Source organism: Parablastomonas sp. CN1-191 (assembly GCF_049354825.1).
In the GTDB taxonomy this organism is placed as follows: Bacteria; Pseudomonadota; Alphaproteobacteria; order Sphingomonadales; family Sphingomonadaceae; genus Novosphingobium.
The window spans coordinates 856,338-879,472 of sequence record NZ_CP186480.1 but is presented as its reverse complement, the minus strand read 5'-3'; the positions used below and the strand labels follow the sequence as shown (position 1 = coordinate 879,472).

Below are 23,135 nucleotides of genomic sequence, written 5' to 3'. Positions count from 1 at the left end.
GCGCCATTCACGGGTCATTCAATGCCGCCGGCGTAGCGGCTGCCGGTCATGAAAACCTGGCTTGCCCCGATCGCCCTGCTGGCCCTGTTGCCAGCCGCGCCGACGTTCGCCGCCCCCGGCGACGCGCAGAACGAACTGCGCCGCGAAGTGCGCGCGGGCCGGGTGTTGTCCCCGCGCGAAGTCGAGCAGCGCGTCCTGCCGACCAAGCAGGGCATGCAGTACCTGGGACCCGAATACGATCCCGCCGCGATGGCGTACCGGCTGAAATTCATCCGCGATGGCCGCGTGACGTTCGTAGACGTCGATGCCCGCTCCGGCCAGGTCATTCGCGAACGTTGAAGGAACAGGCGCCTCGCTTGACGCTTTTGGGCACAGGCCCCATTTCCGGGCGCATAGAGAGGACTGGGGCAGACCATGCGTATCCTGATCGTCGAGGATGAACCGACCTTGGGCCAGCAGCTCAAATCGACGCTGGAAGGGAACGGCTATGCGGTCGACCTGTCCACCGATGGCGAGGATGGCCACTATCTCGGCGCTTCGGAAGACTATGACGCGGTCGTGCTCGACCTTGGCCTGCCGGAGATCGACGGGCTGACGGTGCTGGGCATGTGGCGCAAGGAGGGGCGCAAGTTTCCCGTCCTGGTGCTGACCGCGCGCGACAGCTGGTCCGACAAGGTCGCCGGGCTGGATGCCGGCGCCGACGATTACCTGGCCAAGCCGTTCCAGACCGAGGAGCTGATCGCCCGCCTGCGCGCGCTGATCCGCCGTGCCTCGGGCAACACCAGCAGCGAGCTTACCGCCGGCGACGTGCGGCTGGACACGCGTTCGGGCCGCGTCACCCTGAAGGGCGAGCCGGTCAAGCTGACCGCGCAGGAATACAAGCTGCTGTCCTACCTGCTGCACCACAAGGGCAAGGTCGTCAGCCGCACCGAACTGATCGAGCATATCTACGACCAGGATTTTGACCGCGATTCCAACACGATCGAGGTTTTCGTCACCCGCATCCGCAAGAAGCTGGGTGCCGACGTGATCACCACCATCCGTGGCCTCGGCTACAGCCTCGACGATCCCGCCGGCCCGGGCCGCGGGTGACGCGCCGCCTGTCGCCCCGCCAGGGGTGACGGCAGGCGTGCCAGCCCCGGCCGGTCCGGCGGCGGGGGCTGGAATCACGCGCCACACCGGGTCGCTGTCGCGGCGCATGATGCTGATCGCGGCGGGCTGGATCCTGGTCCTGCTGCTGGGCGGCGGCATCGCGCTGGACCGCACGCTGACGGGCCTGGTCACGCGCAATTTCGACGATCAGCTTGGCTACATGCTGACCGCGATGATCGGATCGGCCGAAGTCGGCCCGGATGGCGAGGTGTTCTTCAACCGCCCGCTTGGCGACCAGCGCTTTCTCGAGCCCAACAGCGGGCTGTACTGGCAGATCAGCGGCAAGGGGCACGAGGATTTCCCGTCGCGGTCGCTATGGGATCGCAGCCTCAAGGTCCGCAGCGACCACTTCGATGCCGAGCCGCACACCTTCGACAGTTCGGAATTTTCGGGCGAGCCTCTGCGGGTGATGGAACGCTCCATCATCCTGCCCGGCAGCGAGACGACCTGGTGGTTCACCGTGGCGGAAAGCCGCGCCCAGCTCGACCAGCAGATCCGCCGCATCCGCTCGATCCTGTTCTGGTCCTTCGTGGCGCTTGGCGCCGGGCTGCTGGCGATGGCGGCGCTGCAGACGTGGTACGGGCTGGGCCCGCTGCGCCGCGTGCGGCTGGCGATCCAGCGGATGCGCAGCACCGGCACCAACCGGGTTACCGAGCCGCTCCCGCTCGAGGTCGAGCCGCTGGTCGAGGAGCTCAACCTGCTGCTCGCGCACTCGGAAACCCAGGCCGAGGAAGCGCGCATGCACGCCGGCAACCTGGCCCACGCGCTCAAGACCCCGCTGACGGTGGTGATGAACGCCGCCACCGCGCGTTCGCCCGACTTGTCGGAAACGGTGATCCGCGAGGCGGGCGTGATGCGGCGGCAGGTCGATCACCACCTGGCCCGCGCCCGCGCCGTGGGGCGCCGCGCCGGCGGGCTGGCGCGCGCGCAAGTGGGCGAGAGCGTGGAAGCGGTGCTGCGCGCGATGACCGTGCTGTACGAGGGCACCCGCTTCGACCTCGACGGCAAGCGCGAGGCCGAAGTCGCGCTGGAACGGCAGGACCTCGACGAAGTGCTCGGCAACGTGATCGAGAATGCCGCCAAGTACGGCGGCGGCAGCGTCTTCGTGACCATCGATGCCGACCCCGCCAGCACCTGGTGCGAAGTGTGGGTCGAGGATGACGGGGCCGGCATCCCGGAGGACTTGCGCGAACAGATCTTCGCGCGCGGCGCCCGCCTCGATACCGACAAGCCCGGAACCGGCCTGGGCCTGGCGATCGTGCGCGACGTGGTGGCGATTTACGGCGGCACGGTCACGCTGGCGGAAAGCGAAGACCTGGGCGGGCTGCTGGTCAAGTTGCGGCTGCCGCGCGCCCCGAACGGATGATGAACATTCAGGCCGGGTTCAATGCGCAGCAGGCAAGGTCCTGAAAGACAAGTCACTTTTCAGGAGAAACCCTATGGCCGGACCGATTCGCACGGTCGTGCTACTCGCCGCCGCCGGTTCCGCTCTGGCCGGTTGTTCCACGTATGGCAGCCTTGGCTACGGCGGCGTCTATGCCAGCACCGGCTATGGCGGCGGCTATTATGACGACCCGTATTACGGCTGGTACGACGACTACTATTATCCGGGCACCGGGTATTACATCTACGATCGGTCGGGCGCGCGCTCGCGCTGGTCGGATTCGCAGCGCCGCTACTGGGAAGCGCGCCGCCGCGCGGGCGCGCAGGACAACTGGAGCGGCTATCGCGGCGACCGCGACCGCGACCATGACGGCGATCGCCGCGGCACCTGGAATGGCGGCGGTTATCGCGGCCAGCAGCAGCAGGCACGGCCGGACCCGCGCTGGCAGCACAGCGACGGCAACAACAACGGCGGCTGGCAGCGCAGCCAGTCGGCGCAGCCGCGCAGCGAACCTGCCCGCACCGAAAGCACGCGTTCGAACGACGGCGGCGGACGCTGGCAGGGGCGTGAACGCGGCCAGAACCGCGACGGCGACCATTCGCGCGGCAACCGCCGCGACCGCGACTGATCCCCGGGCCCGGGCGCCTAGGGCGTCCGGGCCTGCCGGTGGTGGCGGATGACTTCGTCGATGACGAAGCGGATGAATTTTTCCGAAAATTCCGGGTCGAGGTTGGCTTCGACCGCCAGCGCGCGCAGGCGCGCGATCTGACGCTCCTCGCGCGCGGGGTCGGACGGGGGCAGGGCCTTGTCCGCCTTGTAGGCGCCGACCGCCTTGGTGATCCGGAACCGCTCCGCCAGGATATGGATCAGCGCGGCGTCGATATTGTCGATGCTGGAACGAAACCCGGCGAGGACCGGGTCGGCCGTGGGCGCAGGCTGGGAAACGCTGTCTGCCATGGCTGCGCCGCTAGCATGCACGCGGCGCAAACGCCATCGCCCGCTTTGCACTTGCCAAGCGCGCCCGCGCCCCGCAAGGCCGCCGCATGACCGCCGATATCGTACCGCTGCGCCCGCGTGAAACCGGCCCTTCGCTGGCGCCGATGCTGGCGCTGACCGCGAACGCGATGAACCGGGTCAACGCCGTCATCCTCGACCGGATGCAAAGCGAGATCCCGCTGATCCCGGCGCTGGCCGGCCACCTGATCGCCGGCGGCGGCAAGCGGATGCGGCCGATGCTGACGCTGGCGGGTGCCGAGCTGCTCGGCTACCAGGGCGCGCGGCACCACCGCCTGGCTGCGGCGGTCGAATTCATCCACACCGCTACCCTGCTGCACGACGACGTCGTCGACGGCAGCGACCTTCGCCGCGGCAAGGCGACCGCGAACATCGTCTTCGGCAACCCGGCCACGGTGCTGGTCGGCGATTTCCTGTTCAGCCGCGCGTTCGAGCTGATGGTCGAGGACGGCAGCCTGAAGGTCCTCAAGATTCTGTCCAATGCCAGTGCCGTGATCGCCGAGGGCGAGGTCGACCAGCTGACCGCCGCGCGCCAGGTGGAGACCAGCGAGGAGCGCTATCTCTCCATCATCGGCGCCAAGACCGCGGCCCTGTTCGCGGCCGCCACCCGCATAGCCGCCGTCGTTGCCGAGCGGGGCGAGGCGGACGAGCGCGCACTGGATGCTTATGGCCGCAACCTGGGCATCGCGTTCCAGCTTGTCGACGATGCCATCGATTACGATTCCGATGCCTCGGAAATGGGCAAGGGCCGCGGCGACGACTTCCGCGACGGCAAGATGACGCTGCCGGTGATCCTGGCCTACGCGCGCGGTAGCGAGAGCGAGCGCGCCTTCTGGCGCGAGGCGATTGCCGGGCACAAGAGCAGCGACGCCGATCTCGACCATGCCACCGCCCTGATCGCCTCCCACGGCGCGGTCGACGCCACGCGTGAGCGGGCGCGCCACTTCGCCAGCCGCGCGATAGACGCGATCGCCGGCTTCCCCGCCTCGGCCGCCCATGCCGCGATGGCGGAAGCGGCCGAGTTCGCGGTTTCGCGCCGCTTCTGACTGTTCGCGCGGCCGCCGCGGCGGTATCCCCGCCGGCATGAGCGGCGATCTTCCCATCCACCAGGTCCTGCCGGCGCTGCGCGCTGCGCTGCGCGATGGCAGCCGCGCGGTGCTGGTGGCGCCGCCCGGCGCGGGCAAGACGACCGCGGTGGCGCCGGCGCTGATCGCGGAACCGTGGTGCCAGGGCGAAGTGCTTGTCCTGTCCCCGCGCCGGGTTGCCGCGCGCGCCGCGGCCGAGCGCATGGCCGAACTGTGCGGCGAGCGGGCCGGGCAGACGATCGGCTATGCGACCCGCCTGGACAGTCGGCCGGGCAAGCGCGTGACCGTGATGACCGAGGCCATCTTCGTCTCGCGCATCCTGGCCGACCCGGACCTTGCCGGCGTCAGCGCGGTCCTGTTCGACGAGGTTCACGAACGCCACCTCGACAGCGACCTGGGGCTGGCGCTGGCGATAGAGAGCGCGGCGGTCCTGCGCGAGGACCTGCGGCTGGTCGCGATGTCCGCCACGCTGGACGGCGCGCGCTTTGCCGCGCTGCTCGGCGATGCCCCGGTCATCGAAAGCGAGGGGCGCGCCCACCCGCTCGAGATCCGCTGGCTCGGCGCCCGCCCCGACCTGCGCCTGCCCGATGCGACGGCCGGCGCGGTGCTGACGGCCTGGCGCGAGGGCGAGGGCGACATCCTGGTCTTCCTGCCGGGGGTGGGCGACATCGCCCGCACCGCCGACCTGCTGGCGGCGCGATTGCCGGGCACGCCGATCCTGCCGCTGCACGGCCAGGTCGAGCCTGCCGCCCAGCGCGCGGCGATCCGCCGCGATCCCGAGGGCCGGCGCCGGATCGTGCTGGCGACCAACATCGCCGAGACCTCGCTGACGCTCGACGGGGTGCGCATCGTCGTCGACGCCGGGTTGTCGCGGCGGGCCGAGTTCGACGTCGCCGCGGGCGTGACGCGGCTGGTGACGCACCGCGCCAGTCGCTCCAGCGCGACCCAGCGCGCTGGGCGCGCCGCGCGGCAGGGCCCCGGCACCGCCTACCGGATGTGGGAAGAGGGCGGGCACGCCGGCCGGCCCGCTTACGAGCCGCCTGAAATTCTCGTCTCCGACCTGGCGCCGCTGGCGCTGACCCTGGCGCAGTGGGGCAGCGAGGACCCCGCGTCGCTGGCCTGGCTCGATCCGCCGCCCGCCGCCGCGCTTGGCGCCGCGCGCGCGCAGCTGGCGGCACTCGGCGCGCTCGACGGGGCGGGGCGGATCACTGCGCATGGCCGCGCGATGGCGGCGCTGCCGCTCGATCCGGCCTCCGCGCACATGCTGCTCTATGCCGCGCGCCGGGGGGAGGCGGGCGCGGCAGCGGAACTGGCCTTGCTGATGCAGGAGCGCGCGCTGGGCGGGAAGGGGGACGACCTGGGCGCACGGCTCGACCGGTTTCGGCGCGATCCTTCGGCCCGCGCGAAGGCGGCGCGCGCGCTTGCGGCGGGATGGGCGCGGCGGGCGGAAAAGCTGGCTCCGCCCGATCCGCGCCAGGACCGGGTGCCGCTGGCCGCCATCCTTGCCGAGGGTTATCCCGATCGTATCGCCCGGCGCCGCGATGCTGCGGGCGAGCACTGGCTGTCGGCAGGCGGGCGCGGTTTTCGCCTCGACCCGGCATCGCCGCTGGCGAGCAGCGAATGGCTGGTGATCGCCGACGCCCAGGGCGAGGCAAAAGGGGCGCGGATAACCTCGGCCTGGCCGCTCGCCCATGCCGACATCACGCGGTTCCTGCCACACCGGATCGCCACGAGCCGGCGGGTGCGCTGGCTGCCTGACGGCGAACGCGCCGAACCGGTCCGCGAACGGCGGATCGGCGCCATCGTGGTTGCGCGCGGCTACGAACTGCCGTCCGACCGCGCAGCGATCGACGAAGCGCTTTTCAGCCACCTGCAGCGGGTCGGCCTGGCCGCGTTGCCGCTTTCGCGGGGGAGCGAAGCGCTGCTGCGGCGCGCGGCCCAGGCCGGTCTCGCGGCGCTGTCCGCGGACGGCCTGGTCGCCGCGGCGGGGGATTGGCTCGGGCCGTTGCTGGCCGCCGATACCGTGTCGCTGCGCGATCTCGATCCTCGCCGGCTGCATGATGCCTTGCTGGCACGGCTGAGCTGGGACGAACGCAAGACGCTCGACCGGCTGGCGCCGGCGGAATTCGTTTCGCCTGCCGGCTCGCACCACGCGATCGCCTATGACGATCCCGGCGGCCCCAGCGCCGAGGTGCGGGTCCAGGCGCTGTTCGGGCTCGACAGCCATCCCACCTTCGGCACGCCGCCGTGCCCGCTGCGCCTGCTGCTGACCTCGCCGGGTGGCCGCCCGATCCAGACGACGCTCGACCTGCCGGGCTTCTGGCGCGGTTCCTGGCATGACGTGCGCAAGGAGATGAAGGGCCGCTACCCCAAGCATCGCTGGCCCGACGAACCCTGGAACGAAGCCCCCAGCCTGAAGACCCGCAACGCGTTCGAGCGGGGCAATGGCCGTCCGGATTGACGGGCGGCGGCAAACGCGCGAATCTCTACTGATTCGATTGACAAGGGGTGTTCGATGGCGATCCAAACACGACTGCTGGTTCCGGTTCTTGCCGCGCTCGTGCTGGCCGGGTGCTCCAAGTCGTCCGATGAAGGCTCCACCAAACCTCCCGCGGCTGCCGATCGCAAGGCCGACGGATCGCGGATCGGCGTGACGGGCGGGGACGGGATCGCGGTAACCTATCAATATTCGGTCCGGATTCCGGCCAGTGAGGTTGCTGGCTTGCAGGAAGAGCACGCCCGTGCTTGCGAGGGCTTGGGGCCGGCGCGATGCCGGATCTGGGGCATGACCTTCAGCGTGATCGGCGACCGCAGCGTGGCCGCGACACTCGACTTGCGGCTTGCGCCTGCCGACGCGCGCGCCTTTGGCCGCGGCGCGATCGACACCGCGACCCGCCGCGGCGGCATGTTGACCGACGCGACCATCGACAGCACCGACACCCGCATCGCGACAACCGCCGCCGATGCCGGCAGCCGCGACGCGGAGCGCGATCGCCGCGCGCTGGCTGCGCGCCTCGCCGCGGCCACGACGCCGGCGGAACGGCAGTCGGTGCAGGCGATGATCGAAGAGGCCGAGGGCCGCCAGGAGGAGCTTGGTGGGCAAAAGGCGGATGCCGCCGCCAGCCTCGCCGCGATTCCGCTGTCCCTGCATTACACAAGCGGCCCGGTCAGTCCGCCGCTTGACCGGGGGCCGTTCCTTGCAGCCATTGACGATGGCTGGGACAACGTCGTCGGCGGGCTCGCAGCGATCCTGTTGATCGTCATCACGCTGCTGCCGTGGGCGGCTATGGCGCTCGCAGTCGTTCTCGGCGGGCGCTGGGTCGTGGGCCGCCTGTGGCCGGTGGAGCGCGGGCCCACGGAGGCCCGGCCTGACACGGACGCGCCGGGCGGGGCTTGATTCATGACGCGATTCGGGTAGCGCGGCGGCCATGAGCGCACGCATCTACCAACGCCCGAAGAACGCCATGCAGTCCGGCCGCGCGCTGACCGACCAGTGGCTGCTCGACTTCGTCCCGGCAGAGGCCAAGCATCCCGATCCGCTGATGGGCTGGGCCGGCTCGGGCGACATGGCGCAGCAGGTCACGATCCGGTTCGCCACGCGCGAGGAAGCAGTCGCCTATGCCGAGCGCCACGGCATCGCCGCGACCGTCCATGCGACGCCGCCGCGCCGGCTGAAGCTACAGGCCTACGCCGACAATTTCCGCTGATTTCGGGAACTGCGCCGCGCAGTGCCGACCGGGGAACGGGTACCGGACGATCCCGGGTCGCGCTGAGGATCGTTTACGGTACCCGCCCCTCCCCCTCGTTATGAAGGGTCGTCCACCGGGGTGGATGGCCTTGCGATAGGCGCGAATCGCCGGGCCCGCTTGCCGAAACGCGACAGGGCGGGGGAAATTTGCAGGCCTTGCGTTGCCGACCGGGCCGCGCCATATGCGCCGCGGGAGTCGGGCGGACGCTTGCGTCCGCCAACCTGGTCAGGTCCGGAAGGAAGCAGCCACAACGGGTTGCGGCGGGTCGCCCGGCTCCTTTTTTCCCCTGCTTTTAGTTGCCCGGCCCGCGCACAACTTTGCTAGGCTGCGACGATGGGCGATTCACCCGACATCTTCGGTAACGACGAGCCGGCCGGCGCCGCTCCGCAAACGCCCACCGCGGCCGAGCTGGAGGCGGCCGGCCAGTCGGCGCTGTTCGGCGCGCCGCCGCCACCGCCGCCCGCCCCGGCACCGGAGGAGGGGGCAACGCAGCCTGCGCCAGCCCGGGAGGCGGCAACACAGGCCGCCCCGGCACAGGCCGCCCCGGCACAGGCCACCCCGGCACAGTCCGCCCCGGCACAGTCCGCCCCGGCACAGGCCGCCCCGGCACAGGCCATTCCCGCCCAGGCGGCCCAGCCGTATCGCGTGCTGGCGCGCAAGTACCGGCCGCAGACGTTTGCCGCGCTGATCGGGCAGGACGCGATGGTCCAGACGCTTGGCAACGCGATCAAGCGCGACCGGCTGGCGCACGCCTTCCTGATGACCGGCGTGCGCGGGGTCGGCAAGACCAGCACCGCGCGGCTGATCGCCAAGGCGCTCAATTGCATCGGCCCCGACGGCACCGGCGGGCCGACGATCGATCCCTGCGGGGTGTGCGAACCCTGCGTCGCCATCGCCGAAGGGCGCCACATCGACGTGATCGAGATGGACGCCGCCAGCCATACCGGCGTCGACGACGTGCGCGAGATCATCGAGGCGGTTCGCTATGCCGCCGTCAGCGCCCGCTACAAGATCTACATCATCGACGAAGTCCACATGCTGTCGCGCAATGCTTTCAATGCCTTGCTCAAGACACTTGAGGAACCGCCTGCGCATGTGAAGTTCCTATTCGCGACGACGGAAGTCGAAAAGCTGCCGGTGACCGTGCTGAGCCGCTGCCAGCGCTTCGACCTGCGTCGCATTCCCGCGCCCATGCTGGCCGAACACTTCGCGGGCATCTGCGCCGCCGAAGCCGTCGATGCCGAGGACGAGGCGCTGGCGATGGTGGCGACCGCGGCCGAAGGATCGGTCCGCGACGGGCTGTCGATCCTAGACCAGGCGATCGCCCACGCCGATCTTGACGGCGGCGGCGCCGTCAGGGCCGACGCCGTGCGCGACATGCTCGGCCTTGCCGACCGCAGCGCCCAGCGGCGCCTGCTGGCCGCGCTGCTGGCGGGGGACGGGGCGGGGCTGCTGGCGCTGGTCGACCAGCAATTCGCGCTTGGCGTCGAGCCGCCGGCGATGCTGCGCGCCGTGCTCGACCTGGTGCACCGCGTCACGGTTGCGCAAGTGGGCCAGAGCGGTGCCGATGCCATCAGCGCCGAGGAGCGCGCCGCGATCGAGGAATGGGCCCGGGCGCTGTCGCCCGGTCAGCTGCACCGGCTGTGGCAATTGCTGCTGAAGGGCCACGACGAGGTTCGCGCCGCCCCCGATCCGCTCGCGGCGGCGCGCATGGCCTTGCTGCGGACGATGTTCGCGGCCGATTTGCCCGATCCCGGCCAGCTTGCGCGCAAGATGGAAGAGCTTGCCGCGTCGGCGCCCGCCGCCCCGCGCGCGGACGCTGCCGAGCCGGTGGCGGCGCCGTCCGCCGCGCTCGACTGGAGCGGCGTTATCGACACGGTCGACCAGTCGGGCCAACTGCGCGTGGCGCAGATCATGCGCGACTGGGTGCGCGTGATCGAACTGGCGCCAACGCACCTGCTTTACGCGGTCGCGCCCGGCTATGCCGGCGATCCCGGGGCGGAGATCCGCGACGCGCTGCTGCGCGCCACCGGCGAACGCTGGGAGGTGCGTCGGGGCGAGGGCGAGGCCGCGCCGACGCTGCGCGAAGCCGCGGACGCGGCAAAGGCGGAAGAACGCGCGGCGCTGCTTCGCAACCCGCTGGTCGAAGCGGCATTTGCCGCCTTTCCCGGCGCCGAGATCGTCGACGAGAGCGCCGAACCCCAAGCCCTTCGCGACAACGAACGCAACTGGAGCAGACGATGAAATCGATGGAAGAGATGATCAAGGCGGCCCAGCAGGCGGCCGAGACCATCCAGAAGCAGATGACCGAGACGCAGGGCAAGCTCGATGCGATCGAGGTCGAGGGCAAGGCCGGCGGCGGGCTGGTGACGATCCGTTGCACGGCCAAGGGCCGGGTGATCGCGGTCACCCTGGACGACAGCCTGATGCAGGCGTCCGAAAAGCAGATGGCAGAGGACCTGATCGCCGCCGCCTTCAACGATGCGCGCGCCAAGGCCGACCAGGTCAGCAACGAGGAGATGGCCCGGGTCCAGGGCGGGCTTGGCCTGCCGCCGGGCTTCAAGATCCCCGGGCTGGGCTGAGGCCCTAGCCGAACACTTCCGCGAAGAACGATTCCAGCGCCGCCCACGATTGCCGGTCGGCGCTGGCGTCGTAACCGACCGCGGCCATGCCGCGCGTGTCGCTGGCCGGGTCGGTGAAGCCGTGCAGGACGCCGGCATAGGAATGGAAATGCCAGTCGGCGCCGGCGGCATCCATTTCCTGCCAGAACGCCAGCACCGCTTCGCGCGGCACCATCGGGTCGGCATCGCCATGGCAGACCAGGATGCGCGCGGTGATCGCCGCGGTAGCCGGGCGCTGGGTGTGCAGGAGGCCGTGGAAACTGGCCACCGCCGCCAGCCCGGCGTTCATGCGCGCCAGTTCCAGCACGGACAATCCGCCCTGGCAGAACCCGATCGCCCCCAGCGGCAGGCCGGCCGCTTCGGGACGCGCGCGCAGCGCGGCCAAAGCCGCCAGGATCCGCGCCCGCAACCGTTCGGTGTCGCTGCGCAGGGCTTGTCCCGCGGCGGCGACCGCGCCGGGCTCGTCCGGAAGATCGCCGTAGTAGTCGGCGCTCATCGCCAGGTAGCCGGCGGCGGCCAGGCGGCGCAGGCGTTCATCGCTGTGGCCGGTCTGGCCGTGCACGCTGGGATAAACGACCACGGCGGCGCGGGGATCACCGGCGGGCCGCGCCAGGCGGCCCGTCAGCGCGGTGCCGGCATCGGCGTAGGCGACCGTTTCGAACGCGCTCATTCGGGCAGGAAGTCCGGAACCGACAAGTAGCGCTCACCAGTGTCGTAATTGAATCCCAGCACGCGCGACCCGGGCGCCAGGTCGGGAAGCTTCTGCGCGATCGCGGCCAGCGTCGCGCCCGAGCTGATGCCGACCAGGATGCCTTCCTCGCGCGCGCAGCGCCGCGCCATGTCCTTGGCAGCCTCGGCCTCGACCTGGATGGCGCCGTCGATCGACTGGGTGTGCAGGTTGGTCGGGATGAACCCGGCCGCGAGGCCCTGGATGGGGTGCGGGCCGGGCTGCCCGCCCGAGATCACGGCGGACAGGGTCGGCTCGACCGCATAGGCCTTGAGCCCCGGCCAGGTCCGCTTCAGCGTCTCGGCGCAGCCCGTCAGGTGGCCGCCGGTGCCGACCCCGGTGATCAGCACGTCGATCGGGGTGTCGGCAAAGTCGGCCAGGATTTCCTGCGCGGTCGTGCGGGCGTGAATCGCGATATTGGCGGGATTGTCGAACTGCTGGGGCATCCACGCCCCCTCGGTCTGCGCGACCAGTTCGGCGGCGCGGACCATCGCGCCCTTCATGCCCAGCTCGCGCGGGGTCAGGTCGAAGCTGGCGCCGTAGGCCAGCATCAGCCGCCGCCGTTCCAGCGACATCGATTCGGGCATGACCAGGACCAGCTTGTAGCCCTTGACCGCGGCCGCCATGGCCAGGCCGATGCCGGTATTGCCGCTGGTCGGCTCGATGATGGTGCCGCCGGGCTTCAGGCTGCCGTCGGCTTCTGCGGCTTCGATCATGGCCACGCCGATGCGGTCCTTGATCGAACCGCCGGGGTTGGCTCGCTCGTTCTTCACCCAGACCTCGTGATCGGGGAACAGGCGCGACAGGCGCACGTGCGGGGTGTTGCCGATGGTGGCAAGGATGCTTTCGGCTTTCATGAAACGGCCTCCAGTGACGTGGTCTTGATGTCTTCGGGCGGATCGAACGTGCGCGCTGCCCGCAGTTCAGGGTAAAGGCGCGACCACAGCAAAGTGATCCCGACCGCGCCCAGCGCGCCGACGACGACCGCGCCGACAGGTCCCAGCAGGGAGGCGAGCAGTCCGGACTCGGCCTCGCCCAGTTCGTTCGAGGCGGAGATGGTCAACTGGCTGACGGCGCTGACGCGTCCGCGCATCTCGTCGGGGGTGTGCAGCTGGATCAGCGACGAGCGGACGTAGACCGAGATCATGTCGGCGCTGCCCGCCACCATCAGCGCGCCGACGCTGAGCCAGAAATTGCGCGACAGCCCGAACACCAGGATCGCCGCGCCGAAGACGCCGACCGCGGCCAGCATCTTGGTGCCGACGTCCTTGCGCATCGGCCGGACCGAGAACAGCGCCGCGGTGGCCGAGGCGCCGATCCCCATGCTGGCCGCCAGGATGCCCAGGCCGCTGGACCCGACGTGGAGGATGTCGCGCGCGTAGATCGGCAGCAGCGCGGTCGATCCCGCCAGCAGCACCGCGAACAGGTCGAGCGTGATGGCCGATTGCACCAGCCGGTTGCGGCGGATGTAGGCGAATCCGTCCGTGATGCGCTGAAGCGGGTGGCGCGATGTCTGCGCCGGTGGCTGCGGCACTTTGGGGATCAGGAAGATCGTCGCCAGCGCCAGCGAGAGCATCGCCGAAATGGCGATATAGGCAACGTCCGGATGGATCGCGTACAGCAGACCGCCCACGCTGGGGCCCGCGATCGAGCCGGTCTGCCAGGCGACCGAGCTGAACGCGATCGCCGTCGGCAGCGCTTCGCGCGGCACCAGGTTGGGCGCCAGCGCCGAATAGGCGGGGCCGGAAAAGGCGCGGCAGATGCCGACGATCACCGCCGCACCGAACAGGAACGGCAGCGTCAGCATGCCCCAGTAGGTCAGCAGCCCCAGCAGCGCCGCGTTGGCGACCAGCAGCGCGGTGGTGGCACGCACGATCCACCGCCGGTCGTAGCTGTCGGCGACCAGGCCGACGACCGGCGTCAGCAGGAACAGCGGCACGAACTGGACCAGGCCGATCAGGCCGAGCACCAGCGCCGCTTCGTTGATGGACCGCGTCTCGCGCGCCAGGCCGTAGACCTGCCAGCCGATGATGATCGCCTGCGCGGTCATCGCGATGGTGGCCAGGAACCGCGACAGCACGTAGGCGCGGAAGGGCGGAATGGCGAGGGGATGACGGACGTCGCTCACGCCACTCGCATGGCAGCGCCGTCGCCGCTTGCCAAGGCGGGCTGGCTTGGCGCCGCTAAAGTTTGCGTTTTGGCGTTAGCGCGAGGCGCGCAGGCGCGGGTTGGGCTGGATCGTGTCGATCATCTTCATGAAGTCGTCGAGGCGGATGATCCGCTCGAACTGAAAGCCGCCGCGATCCTCGGTGAGCCAGATCAGGTGCGCCTCGATCCGGCCGATCACGGGCAGGCGGATGGTCACGCGCTCGCCCCGCGCGAACGACGGCTGGCCCTCGACCATGAAGCCGTGCGCCGAAATATTGACGATGTTGAAGTGAACGTCGCCCAGCGTGCGATGCTCACCGATCACCTTGTGGGCGACCGGGTGCCGGGTGGCGCGCCGCATCTCGGTGACGGCCAGTTGCGCTCCGCTCATAATCGTTCCTTACCCCGTTCGGCTTGCGACCTCGGGCTCGGTATCGGCGGCAAAGGCAAAAATAAGGTAAACCCGCGGGCCAGGATTGGGGATAAGTCGGCAGTTCGCCGCGCCTTTCGATTACGCGGGGCGAAGCACCCCGTGCTTCTTCTTGCCCGAGGAAATGCGCCGCTCGGTACCGCCGGGCACATGCGCACCTTCGTCCTTCACGGCCTCGCCGTCGATGCGCGCGCCGCCGCCGGCGATCAGGCGCTTGGCCTCGCCCCGGCTGGCCGCGAACCCCAGGCCGATCAGCGCGTCGATCAGCGGCATACCCGCGGCCGGCAGCACGCAGACCGGCAGGTCCTCGCCCACGCCTCCGCCTGCGAAGGTTGCCTGCGCGGTCGCCGCGGCGCTCGTCGCGGCGGCATCGCCGCGGCACAGCGCGGTCACCGCGTTGGCCAGCGCGATCTTGGCATCGTTGATCTCGCCGCCCTGAAGCGCCTCCAGCCGGGCGATCTCGTCAAGCGGCAGATCGGTGAACAGGCGCAGGAACCGGCCGACGTCGCGATCGTCGGCATTTCGCCAGTACTGCCAGAAGTCGTAGCTGGGCAGCGCGTCCTCGTTCAGCCAGACGGCACCAGCGGCGGTCTTGCCCATCTTGGCGCCGTCCGCGGTGGTCAGCAGCGGCGTCGTCAGCCCGAACAGCTCGAGCCCGTCCTTGCGGCGGCCCAGCTCGATCCCGTTGACGATGTTGCCCCACTGGTCGCTGCCGCCCATCTGCAGCCGGCACCCGCGCCGCAGCGCCAGTTCGCGGAAATCGTAGGCCTGCAGGATCATGTAGTTGAATTCGAGGAAGGTGAGGGGCTGCTCGCGCTCGAGCCGCAGCTTGACCGAATCGAAGGTCAGCATCCGGTTGATGGTGAAGTGCGGTCCGACGTCGCGCAGCAATTCGATATAGCCGAGCTGGCCCAGCCATTCCTCGTTATCGACGATCACCGCGTCGGTCGGTCCGTCGCCGAAGGTCAGCAGGCGTTCGAAGATCGTTCGGATCGAGGCGATGTTGGCAGCGATCCCGTCCGCCGTCAGCATCCTGCGGCTTTCGTCCTTGCCCGATGGGTCTCCGATCTTGGTCGTTCCCCCGCCCATCACCACGATCGGCTTGTGCCCGGCCTGCTGCAGGCGGCGCAGCATCATGATCTGCACCAGGCTGCCGACATGGAGCGATGGCGCGGTGGCATCAAAGCCGATATAGCCCGGGACGATACCCTTCGACGCCAGTGCGTCGAGGCCGCCGGCATCGGTCAGCTGGTGGATGTAGCCCCGCTCGTCGAGCAGGCGCAGGAGATCGGACTGGTATGGGCTCATGGCGGCTGGCCGCCTAGCATGGAGCGGCGGGCTTGGAAACGCATGCGCTGGTCCCGCATCCGGGGCATCCCCCGCTGGCCGTCAGCGCGGTCGAAGCGCGCCTGGTCGGCGGTGATCCGAACTGGCTGCGGCTGCGCTGGCGGATCACCGGCGCGGCAGGGCTGGTGATCCCGCGCTTTGCCGGCAGGGGCTTTGCCGACGGGCTATGGCGAACGACCTGTTTCGAACTGTTCGTGCGCCCGGCCGCGGGCACGGCGTACAGCGAATTCAATTTCTCCCCGTCCGAGCGCTGGGCCGCCTACGATTTCACCGCCCCGCGCGCGGAAATGACAAGACGCGAATTGCCGCGCGATCCGGAGTGCACGCTGCGCCCGGGCCGCCAGGTTGCCATCTTCGACGCCGCGATCCCGCGGGCCGGGCTGCCGCCGGCACCGTGGGCATTCAACCTCACCTGCGTGATCGAGGAGGAGGGCGGAACGAGGAGCTACTGGGCGCTCCGCCACCCTGCGGGCGATGCCGATTTCCACGATCCGGCTTGCTTCATCGGCGCGGTTTCGCCAGCGGACATGGCATGACGACATTCGGTATCGATCGCCTGCTTTCCGACCCCGCGCTGCTGCACGAGCTGGAGGGGCGCCGCACAGCGCTGATCGCGCATCCCGCCTCGGTCACGCAGGGCCTGGTCCATTCGCTCGACGCGCTGATCGCGGCGGGCGTCAACGTGACTGCCGCGTTCGGCCCGCAGCACGGGATCAAGGGCGACAAGCAGGACAACATGGTCGAGACCGCGGACGAGACCGACGCCCGCTACGGCATCCCGCTGTTCAGCCTGTATGGTGAAGTGCGCCGACCCAGCGGGCAGATGATGTCGAGCGCGGACGTGTTCCTGTTCGATCTCCAGGACCTCGGCTGCCGGATCTACACTTTCGTCACCACGCTGCTGTACCTGCTGGAAGAGGCGGCGACATCCGGCAAGAGCGTGTGGGTGCTGGACCGGCCCAATCCCGCCGGCCGTCCGGTAGAGGGGACGACGCTGATCGCCGGCCAGGAAAGCTTCGTCGGCGCCGCCGAGATGCCGATGCGCCACGGCCTGACGATGGGTGAGATGGGCCACTGGTTCATCAAGCGCTTCGCGCTCGACGTCGATTACCGGGTGATCGCGATGGACGGCTGGGACGCCGACGGCGCACCGGGCTTCGGCTGGCCCACAGACCGCGTGTGGATCAATCCCAGTCCCAACGCCGCCAACGTCAATATGGCGCGCGCCTATGCCGGCACGGTCATGCTGGAAGGCGCGACGCTGAGCGAGGGACGGGGCACGACCCGCCCGCTGGAAGTGCTGTTCGGCGCCCCCGATGTCGATGCCGCCGCCGTGCTGGCCGAGATGATGCGCGTGGCGCCCGAATGGCTGGCGGGCTGCGGCTTGCGCGAAGTTTGGTTCACGCCGACCTTTCACAAGCACGCCGGCGCGCTGTGCCACGGCCTGATGATCCACGCCGAGGGCGAATTCTATGATCACCGGTCCTTCCGCCCCTGGCGGCTGCAGGCGCTCGCCTTCAAGGCGATCCGCAATCTTTATCCCGCCTACGACCTGTGGCGGGACTTTCCCTACGAGTACGAGTTCGACCGGCTTGCCATCGACGTGATCAACGGCGGCCCGGCGCTGCGCGAATGGGTCGATAATCCGGCCGCGACACCCGCCGACCTCGATGCTCTCGCGTCGCGCGACGAGGACGCGTGGCGCGAGAGCATCGCGCCGCTGCTGCTGTACTAGGCGGCCAGCGCGAAGCCTTCGGGGACCGTGCCGACGATCACCGAGGTCATCGACAGTGCGCCGTCGATGTGGTCGTTGAACAGCGCCGCCGGCTCGTCCGCGGATCGCATCGCCAGCGGGTAGAGCAGCGGCAGGAAATGCTCGCCGCTGTTGATCGCCTGCGCGGCCGCGCGGTCGTCCGGGGCGAAGCGGGTAAGGGCGCCAAGATCGCCGGCCCGGATCGCGGCGTTGCTGCGGCGCTGGAAATCGAGCGCCCAGTCGGGCTGCGTCCCCGCCGCCTGCCGCCACAGCGCCAGGTTGTGGATCACGTTGCCGCTGCCGATCACCAGCACGCCTTCGTCGCGCAGCGGGGCCAGCGCGCGGGCCAGCGCGACGTGGCCGTCGGCGTCGCGCCCGCGATCCAGGCTCATCGCCACCATCGGCACGTCGGCATCCGGGAACAGCGGCTGGACCACGCCCCAGGCGCCGTGATCGAAGCCCCATTCGCTGTCGCGCTGGATGGTGTCGGCGCCAACCAGCGCCTCGATCCGGTCGAGCAGCCAGGGGGCGCCCGGCGCCGGGTAGCGCACATCGTAAAGCGCCTGCGGGAAGCCCCGAAAATCGTGGATCGTCGGCGGCGCGGCCTGCGCGGTGAGGTGCGTCTTGCCCTGCGTCTCCCAGTGCGCGGTGATCACCAGGATCGCGCGCGGACGCATCAGCGCGGCGCCCAGCGCGCGCAAGGCGCGGATTTCGGCGTTGTCGGTAATCACGGTCATCGGTGAACCATGGCCTAGGAAGAGGGCGGGTTGGCGGTCGGTCATGACATGAAGATCAGGCCGCACGCCGCCTTGCGCAAGAGGGCACAAGGGTGTGACCGGCGGCGGCGGTGATGGCTGCCGTCAGTGCTTCTTGCGGGTAAGGTCGCGCATCGCGCTGTCGAGCCCTTCCAGCGTCAGCGGGTACATCGCGCCGTTCAGCAGTTCGCGCAGGATCCGCGTCGACTGCGAATAGCCCCACTGCGCCTCCGGCACCGGGTTCAGCCACACCGTCGCCGGGTAGACGTGGGCGACGCGGCTCATCCACACCGCGCCGGATTCCTCGTTGAAATGCTCGACGCTGCCGCCCGGGTGGGTGATCTCGTACGGGCTCATCGCCGCGTCGCCGACGAACACGACCTTGTAGTCGTGCCCGTACTTGTGGAGGATGTCCCACACCGGCGTCCGCTCGGTCCAGCGGCGGCGATTGTCCTTCCAAACGCCTTCGTACAGGCAGTTGTGGAAGTAGAAGAACTCCAGGTTCTTGAACTCGGTGGTGGCGGCGCTGAACAGCTCCTCGACCAGCTTGATGAACGGGTCCATCGATCCGCCGACGTCGAGGAACAGCAGCAGCTTGACCGCATTGCGCCGCTCGGCCCGCATCCGGATGTCGAGGAAGCCCTGCCGCGCCGTCCCCTCGATCGTGCCATCGAGGTCGAGCTCGTCGGGCGAACCTTCGCGGGCAAAGCGGCGCAGGCGGCGCAGTGCGATCTTGATGTTGCGGGTGCCCAGTTCGCGCGTGTTGTCCAGGTTCTTGAAGTCGCGCTTTTCCCACACCTTCAGCGCCCGGCCGTGCTTCGATTCGCCGCCGATCCGCACGCCTTCGGGATTGTAGCCGCCGTTCCCGAACGGGCTGGTGCCGCCGGTGCCGATCCACTTGCTGCCGCCCTGGTGGCGCTCGTGCTGTTCCTCGAGCCGCTTTTTCAGCGTCTCCATGATCTCGTCCCACGACCCGAGCGCCTTGATCGCCTCCATCTCCTCGGGCGTGAGGAACTTCTCCGCCAGGGCCTTCAACCAGTCCTCGGGGATGTCGACCGGGGTCTGGCCGTAGTCGGTCAGCACGCCCTTGAAGACCTTGTTGAAGACCTGGTCGAAGCGGTCGAGCAGGCCTTCGTCCTTAACGAAGGTGGCGCGCGACAGGTAATAGAACGCCTCCGGCGTCTGCGCGATCACGTCCTTGTCGAGCGCCTCGAGCAGGACCAGGTGCTCCTTGAAGCTGGCGGGAATGCCCGCGGCGCGCAGCTCGTCGACGAAATTGAAGAACATCGCAGGCGGCCCGATCCCCGGAGTTGAGTCAGCGTTCGGCCCTTAACGGTTGGATAACCATGCGGGCGCTAAGCGACGAGCGTACAGAACGCGGGGCGCGAAATCACATGGAAATGACTCGGATCGACGTTGCCGACACGCGTGCGCTCGATCGTATTCCCGACACCTGCGGTGAAGTCACCGTCAACTGCGCCGAAGTGGCCGGCATCGTCCAGGCCGTCATCGACGCCTCGGGCCGGCTGCGGGCCGAGCACATCGCGCTCCAGGGCACGATAACCGCGCTCGATTCGGACCAGCAGCAGGTCGCCCAGGCGAGCGACGAGGCGCGGCTGTTCTCGCGCCGGGCGCGCGATCACCTCGACGAAGGGTCGCGCCTGATCAAGGATTCGCTGGGCCAGATCGGGTCGCTGCTGTCGCTGGTGGACACGTTGACCCGCCACGTCACCGGGTTCGCCAGCGCGATGGACCAGGTCAAACGCTGCTCGCAGGATATCTCGATCATCGCCGAGACCACCAACATCCTGGCGCTCAACGCCACGATCGAGGCGGCCCGCGCGGGCGAGGCCGGCCGCACCTTTGCGGTCGTCGCCGGCGAAGTGAAGAAGCTTGCCCACGATACCCGCTCCGCCACCGACGAAATCGCGCGCACGATCGATGCGCTGGCCGGCGAGGCCGAGCAGGTGATCGTCCAGATCGAGGGCGGCGCCAAGGCCAGCGGCGATGCGCGCCGCAGCGTGGCGCGCATCGAGGACACCATCGCCGGCGTCGTCCAGATGGTCGATGAGGTCGATCGTCAGAACGAGCAGATCGCCCAGGCGACCGAGACGATCAGCCGCCACGTCCACTCGGTCCAGGACGTCCTGACCGCGTTCGACGGCGCCGCGGTCGACAACGAGAACCGCCTCGAGACAGCGCACAGCCGCATGGAAACGCTGGAGATGACGGCGAACACGATGTTCGACTGCATCGTCCAGGCCGGGCTCTCGCCTGCCGACAGCGCGATGGTGGAAAAGGCGCAGTCCGCCGCGCGCGAGATCGCCGAACTGGCCGAAGCCGCGCTGGCCAGCGGCGCGCTGACGCAGGGCGCGCTGTTCGACCAGCAGTACCGTTTGATCGAGGGGAGCAATCCGCCGCGCTATCGCACCGGGCTGATGGACTGGGCCCACGCCCACTGGCGCCCGGTCCTGGACCGGACGACCGGATCGGACAGCCGCATCATGGCCACCGCCTGCACCGATACCAAGGGCTACCTGCCCACGCACCTCAGCGAGTTCAGCCGCGCGCCCACCGGCGATATCGCCCACGACACCCGCCACTGCCGCAACGGCCGCATCCTGTTCGACCCGATCGACCAGAAGGCCAAGGCCAGCACCGCGCCCTACATGATGGCGGTCTATCGCCAGGAGGGTGACGGCAAGACCTGGCGCGTGGTCCGCAACGTCTACGTCCCGCTGATCGTGGCCGGCCGCCGGTGGGGCGATCTCGAGGTGGCTTACAGCCTGTAAGGCGCTCAGGGTATCGGAATGGTGAGCTCGATCGGGTGCCGGCTGCACAGGCGGTAGGGCCGACCGTCGATCGTCATCGCGCCGTGCCGCCTGGCGAGGCTTAACGTGGTCAAGCGGGTCACGGGTTGAGGCCCGCCGGTGAGCGTCACCGGCGCATCGCTGACGACTGCAAGCCGGTGCCTGCGCTGCCGAACCCGTAGCACGCGCGATTCGAATTCTGCGACGTACAGCGAGCGCGCCCGCACGATGGCATCGCTCGCCGCTGCCTCGCCCACACAGGGCTGTCCGGCCACGACCCAGGCCCCGCGATAGGGCGCCGGGATCGTTGCCGCGGCCACCGGACCGGCGCCGAGCAGCGCCGCCGCGATCGCCATCGCCCATTTCATTGCCGGCGCCGTGCCGTCGAAGCGAGACGTTCGGACAGCTTGCCACCTCCCTCGCTTGCCAGCCGGGCGCCATGAATTGCCGCGACGAGGACGAAGGAAATATACATCAGCAAGTACCAGGCACCGAGTTTTCCGGGCGAGACCAGGTGCCAGCCGGATCGCTGGCTTGGATAGATCCACGCATGCGACAGCGTGCCGACATTCTCGGCCAGCCAGATGAACACCGCGACCAGCAGCCAACCGACGAGCAGCGGCATCCATCGTTCAGCCCGCCATACGGTGAAATAGACGCGCGTCCGCGCAAACAACAGCCCCAGCGCTGCGAACAGTGCGAACCGAATGTCGGGCAGCCAATGGTGAGCGAAGAAGTTCACGTAAACCGCCACCGCCACGAGGTAGGTCGCCCAACGGGGTGGATAAGCGGTGAAGCGGAAGGCGAAGATGCGCCATACCCGCGCGATGTAACTGCCCACGGCTGCGTACATGAAACCGGTGAACAGCGGCACGCCGCCGATGCGAAGCAGGCTAGGTTCCGGGTACTCCCACGAACCGACCTGCGTCTTGAACAGTTCCATCACCGTTCCGACGACATGGAAGGCGGCGATGACCTTTGCTTCCTCGATTGTCTCCAGCCGGACGGCCAGCATGGCTGCCTGCAGGGCGAGCGCGGCAATGGTGAGGAAGTCGTAGCGGGCGAGAGCTGCGCCGGCAGGGTAGAACAGGTGGGTGCCCAGCAGTAGCGCCAGCATGATCCCGCCATAAAGGCAGGCCCAGCCCTGCTTGAAGCCGAACAGTGCGAATTCGTAAATCCAGGCTGCCGGTCCAGGGCGCGGCTGGAACGCCTCGAGCCGCGCCCTGACGGCGGCGAAGCGCGTATGCCTGGAAGCGATCACCTGCGCGTTGTTGTCAGCCGCGGCGCGCCATGAAGGCGAGCCGTTCGAACAGCATCACGTCCTGCTCGTTCTTGAGCAGCGCGCCGTGCAAGGGCGGGATCGCTTTCGAGGGATCGCGGTTCTGCAGGACGTCGAGCGGCATGTCCTCGTTCATCAGAAGCTTCAGCCAGTCGAGCAGTTCGCTGGTGCTGGGCTTCTTTTTCAGTCCTGGCACGTCGCGGACCTCGTAGAAGATTTCCATCGCCCTGGTGACGAGGGTCTTCTGGATATTCGGGAAGTGGACGTCGATGATTGCCTGCATCGTGTCGCGGTCGGGAAACTTGATATAGTGGAAGAAACAGCGGCGCAGGAACGCGTCGGGCAGTTCCTTCTCGTTGTTGCTGGTGATCACCACGATCGGGCGTTCCACCGCGGCGACGCGTTCGCGCGTTTCGTAGACGTCGAAGCTCATCCGGTCGAGCTCCTGGAGGAGGTCGTTGGGAAACTCGATATCGGCCTTGTCGATCTCGTCGATCAGCAGGACCGGCAGCTGGGGCGAAGTGAACGCCTCCCACAGCTTGCCCTTCTTGATGTAGTTCGAAATGTCGTGGACGCGTTCGTCGCCCAGTTGGCCGTCGCGCAGGCGAGCGACCGCGTCGTATTCGTACAGCCCCTGCTGCGCCTTGGTGGTCGACTTGATATTCCACTCGATCAGCGGGGCGCCGGTCGCCTTGGCGATCTCGTGCGCAAGTACGGTCTTGCCGGTGCCGGGCTCACCCTTGACCAGCAGCGGCCGGCGCAGCAGCACCGCGGCGTTGACAGCGACCTTGAGGTCGTCGGTGGCGACGTAGTTCTGCGTGCCTTCAAAGCGTTCCATCGTGTCCCCGCGCCATGCCTTGGCCCGCAGCGCTAGGGCAGGC

At 69.1% G+C, this 23,135-nt stretch carries 24 protein-coding genes and 1 other RNA gene; 14 read left to right on the top strand and 11 right to left on the bottom strand.

What is annotated here, in order from left to right; translation table 11 throughout:
• Nucleotides 1-48: 48 nt before the first annotated feature.
• From ACOYW6_RS04410 to ACOYW6_RS04395, 4 genes are all read left to right on the top strand, one after another.
• Nucleotides 49-339, top strand: a complete 291-nt coding sequence (locus ACOYW6_RS04410; RefSeq protein ID WP_423142600.1) for a hypothetical protein — start codon at nucleotides 49-51, stop codon at nucleotides 337-339.
• A 75-nt stretch (nucleotides 340-414) separates the two neighbouring features.
• Nucleotides 415-1,092, top strand: coding sequence for a response regulator transcription factor (locus ACOYW6_RS04405; protein ID WP_423142599.1), 678 nt, complete (start codon nucleotides 415-417; stop codon nucleotides 1,090-1,092).
• Nucleotides 1,093-1,198: 106 nt separating this feature from the next.
• The gene (locus ACOYW6_RS04400) at nucleotides 1,199-2,518 is read left to right on the top strand and encodes an ATP-binding protein (RefSeq protein ID WP_423142598.1); all 1,320 of its coding nucleotides are present in this window, start codon (nucleotides 1,199-1,201) and stop codon (nucleotides 2,516-2,518) included.
• Between the two features lie 73 nt (nucleotides 2,519-2,591).
• Nucleotides 2,592-3,164 carry a hypothetical protein gene (locus tag ACOYW6_RS04395; protein WP_423142597.1) on the top strand — a complete coding sequence of 191 codons (573 nt, stop codon included), beginning with the start codon at nucleotides 2,592-2,594 and terminating at the stop codon, nucleotides 3,162-3,164.
• A 17-nt stretch (nucleotides 3,165-3,181) separates the two neighbouring features.
• Here ACOYW6_RS04395 and ACOYW6_RS04390 read toward each other — a convergent pair whose 3' ends face one another.
• Complete coding sequence (locus tag ACOYW6_RS04390) at nucleotides 3,182-3,493, bottom strand: chorismate mutase (protein ID WP_423142596.1); 312 nt, start codon at nucleotides 3,491-3,493, stop codon at nucleotides 3,182-3,184.
• A gap of 86 nt (nucleotides 3,494-3,579) precedes the next feature.
• Here ACOYW6_RS04390 and ACOYW6_RS04385 point away from each other — a divergent pair, with 86 nt between their 5' ends.
• The 7 genes from ACOYW6_RS04385 to ACOYW6_RS04355 all read left to right on the top strand — a co-directional run bounded on the left by ACOYW6_RS04385 (nucleotide 3,580) and on the right by ACOYW6_RS04355 (nucleotide 10,966).
• A complete protein-coding gene (locus ACOYW6_RS04385; RefSeq protein WP_423142595.1) occupies nucleotides 3,580-4,596 on the top strand; it encodes a polyprenyl synthetase family protein in 1,017 nt (338 codons plus the stop codon).
• 37 nt (nucleotides 4,597-4,633) lie between these two features.
• The gene (gene hrpB, locus ACOYW6_RS04380) at nucleotides 4,634-7,096 is read left to right on the top strand and encodes an ATP-dependent helicase HrpB (RefSeq protein WP_423142594.1); all 2,463 of its coding nucleotides are present in this window, start codon (nucleotides 4,634-4,636) and stop codon (nucleotides 7,094-7,096) included.
• Nucleotides 7,097-7,150: 54 nt separating this feature from the next.
• Nucleotides 7,151-8,032 (top strand): DUF4349 domain-containing protein, encoded by an 882-nt coding sequence (locus tag ACOYW6_RS04375; RefSeq protein WP_423142593.1) that lies wholly within the window; start codon nucleotides 7,151-7,153, stop codon nucleotides 8,030-8,032.
• A 31-nt stretch (nucleotides 8,033-8,063) separates the two neighbouring features.
• Nucleotides 8,064-8,342 carry an ETC complex I subunit gene (locus tag ACOYW6_RS04370; protein ID WP_423142592.1) on the top strand — a complete coding sequence of 93 codons (279 nt, stop codon included), beginning with the start codon at nucleotides 8,064-8,066 and terminating at the stop codon, nucleotides 8,340-8,342.
• A gap of 230 nt (nucleotides 8,343-8,572) precedes the next feature.
• Nucleotides 8,573-8,667, top strand: an RNA gene (ffs, locus tag ACOYW6_RS04365) — signal recognition particle sRNA small type.
• A 50-nt stretch (nucleotides 8,668-8,717) separates the two neighbouring features.
• Nucleotides 8,718-10,628: a DNA polymerase III subunit gamma/tau gene (locus ACOYW6_RS04360; protein WP_423142591.1), complete on the top strand. Its 1,911-nt coding sequence runs from the start codon at nucleotides 8,718-8,720 to the stop codon at nucleotides 10,626-10,628.
• On the top strand, nucleotides 10,625-10,966 hold the full coding sequence (locus ACOYW6_RS04355) for a YbaB/EbfC family nucleoid-associated protein (protein WP_423142590.1): 342 nt from the start codon (nucleotides 10,625-10,627) through the stop codon (nucleotides 10,964-10,966). Before ACOYW6_RS04360 ends, ACOYW6_RS04355 begins: the two co-directional genes overlap by 4 nt.
• A gap of 4 nt (nucleotides 10,967-10,970) precedes the next feature.
• Here ACOYW6_RS04355 and ACOYW6_RS04350 read toward each other — a convergent pair whose 3' ends face one another.
• From ACOYW6_RS04350 to tyrS, 5 genes are all read right to left on the bottom strand, one after another.
• Nucleotides 10,971-11,675, bottom strand: a complete 705-nt coding sequence (locus ACOYW6_RS04350) for a dienelactone hydrolase family protein (RefSeq protein WP_423142589.1) — start codon at nucleotides 11,673-11,675, stop codon at nucleotides 10,971-10,973.
• Nucleotides 11,672-12,589, bottom strand: a complete 918-nt coding sequence (gene cysK, locus ACOYW6_RS04345) for a cysteine synthase A (RefSeq protein WP_423142588.1) — start codon at nucleotides 12,587-12,589, stop codon at nucleotides 11,672-11,674. Before cysK ends, ACOYW6_RS04350 begins: the two co-directional genes overlap by 4 nt.
• Nucleotides 12,586-13,860: an MFS transporter gene (locus tag ACOYW6_RS04340; protein ID WP_423142587.1), complete on the bottom strand. Its 1,275-nt coding sequence runs from the start codon at nucleotides 13,858-13,860 to the stop codon at nucleotides 12,586-12,588. The genes cysK and ACOYW6_RS04340 overlap by 4 nt, the downstream gene beginning before the upstream one ends.
• Before the next feature lie 75 nt (nucleotides 13,861-13,935).
• Nucleotides 13,936-14,274, bottom strand: coding sequence for a PilZ domain-containing protein (locus tag ACOYW6_RS04335; RefSeq protein WP_423143061.1), 339 nt, complete (start codon nucleotides 14,272-14,274; stop codon nucleotides 13,936-13,938).
• Between the two features lie 117 nt (nucleotides 14,275-14,391).
• Nucleotides 14,392-15,618, bottom strand: a complete 1,227-nt coding sequence (tyrS, locus tag ACOYW6_RS04330) for a tyrosine--tRNA ligase (protein WP_423142586.1) — start codon at nucleotides 15,616-15,618, stop codon at nucleotides 14,392-14,394.
• A 32-nt stretch (nucleotides 15,619-15,650) separates the two neighbouring features.
• On the opposite strand from tyrS, the gene ACOYW6_RS04325 reads away from it, so the two are divergent.
• Both ACOYW6_RS04325 and ACOYW6_RS04320 read left to right on the top strand, forming a co-directional pair.
• Nucleotides 15,651-16,193: a DOMON-like domain-containing protein gene (locus ACOYW6_RS04325; RefSeq protein ID WP_423142585.1), complete on the top strand. Its 543-nt coding sequence runs from the start codon at nucleotides 15,651-15,653 to the stop codon at nucleotides 16,191-16,193.
• Entirely contained in the window at nucleotides 16,190-17,392 is a 1,203-nt protein-coding gene (locus ACOYW6_RS04320; protein WP_423142584.1) for an exo-beta-N-acetylmuramidase NamZ family protein, read from the top strand. The genes ACOYW6_RS04325 and ACOYW6_RS04320 overlap by 4 nt, the downstream gene beginning before the upstream one ends.
• Here the strand turns inward: ACOYW6_RS04320 and ACOYW6_RS04315 are convergent.
• Both ACOYW6_RS04315 and ACOYW6_RS04310 read right to left on the bottom strand, forming a co-directional pair.
• The gene (locus tag ACOYW6_RS04315; protein WP_423142583.1) at nucleotides 17,389-18,147 is read right to left on the bottom strand and encodes a dioxygenase; all 759 of its coding nucleotides are present in this window, start codon (nucleotides 18,145-18,147) and stop codon (nucleotides 17,389-17,391) included. The genes ACOYW6_RS04320 and ACOYW6_RS04315 overlap by 4 nt on opposite strands.
• 123 nt (nucleotides 18,148-18,270) lie before the next feature.
• Entirely contained in the window at nucleotides 18,271-19,452 is a 1,182-nt protein-coding gene (locus ACOYW6_RS04310) for a vWA domain-containing protein (protein ID WP_423142582.1), read from the bottom strand.
• Between the two features lie 107 nt (nucleotides 19,453-19,559).
• Between ACOYW6_RS04310 and ACOYW6_RS04305 the strand changes: the two genes are divergently transcribed.
• Entirely contained in the window at nucleotides 19,560-20,957 is a 1,398-nt protein-coding gene (locus ACOYW6_RS04305) for a methyl-accepting chemotaxis protein (protein WP_423142581.1), read from the top strand.
• A gap of 5 nt (nucleotides 20,958-20,962) precedes the next feature.
• Here ACOYW6_RS04305 and ACOYW6_RS04300 read toward each other — a convergent pair whose 3' ends face one another.
• The 3 genes from ACOYW6_RS04300 to ACOYW6_RS04290 are packed head-to-tail and all read right to left on the bottom strand — an operon-like array spanning nucleotide 20,963 to nucleotide 23,092.
• Nucleotides 20,963-21,343 carry a hypothetical protein gene (locus tag ACOYW6_RS04300; RefSeq protein WP_423142580.1) on the bottom strand — a complete coding sequence of 127 codons (381 nt, stop codon included), beginning with the start codon at nucleotides 21,341-21,343 and terminating at the stop codon, nucleotides 20,963-20,965.
• Nucleotides 21,340-22,236: a DUF817 domain-containing protein gene (locus ACOYW6_RS04295; protein ID WP_423142579.1), complete on the bottom strand. Its 897-nt coding sequence runs from the start codon at nucleotides 22,234-22,236 to the stop codon at nucleotides 21,340-21,342. Before ACOYW6_RS04295 ends, ACOYW6_RS04300 begins: the two co-directional genes overlap by 4 nt.
• A gap of 13 nt (nucleotides 22,237-22,249) precedes the next feature.
• A complete protein-coding gene (locus tag ACOYW6_RS04290) occupies nucleotides 22,250-23,092 on the bottom strand; it encodes an AAA family ATPase (RefSeq protein ID WP_423142578.1) in 843 nt (280 codons plus the stop codon).
• Nucleotides 23,093-23,135 lie beyond the last annotated feature (43 nt).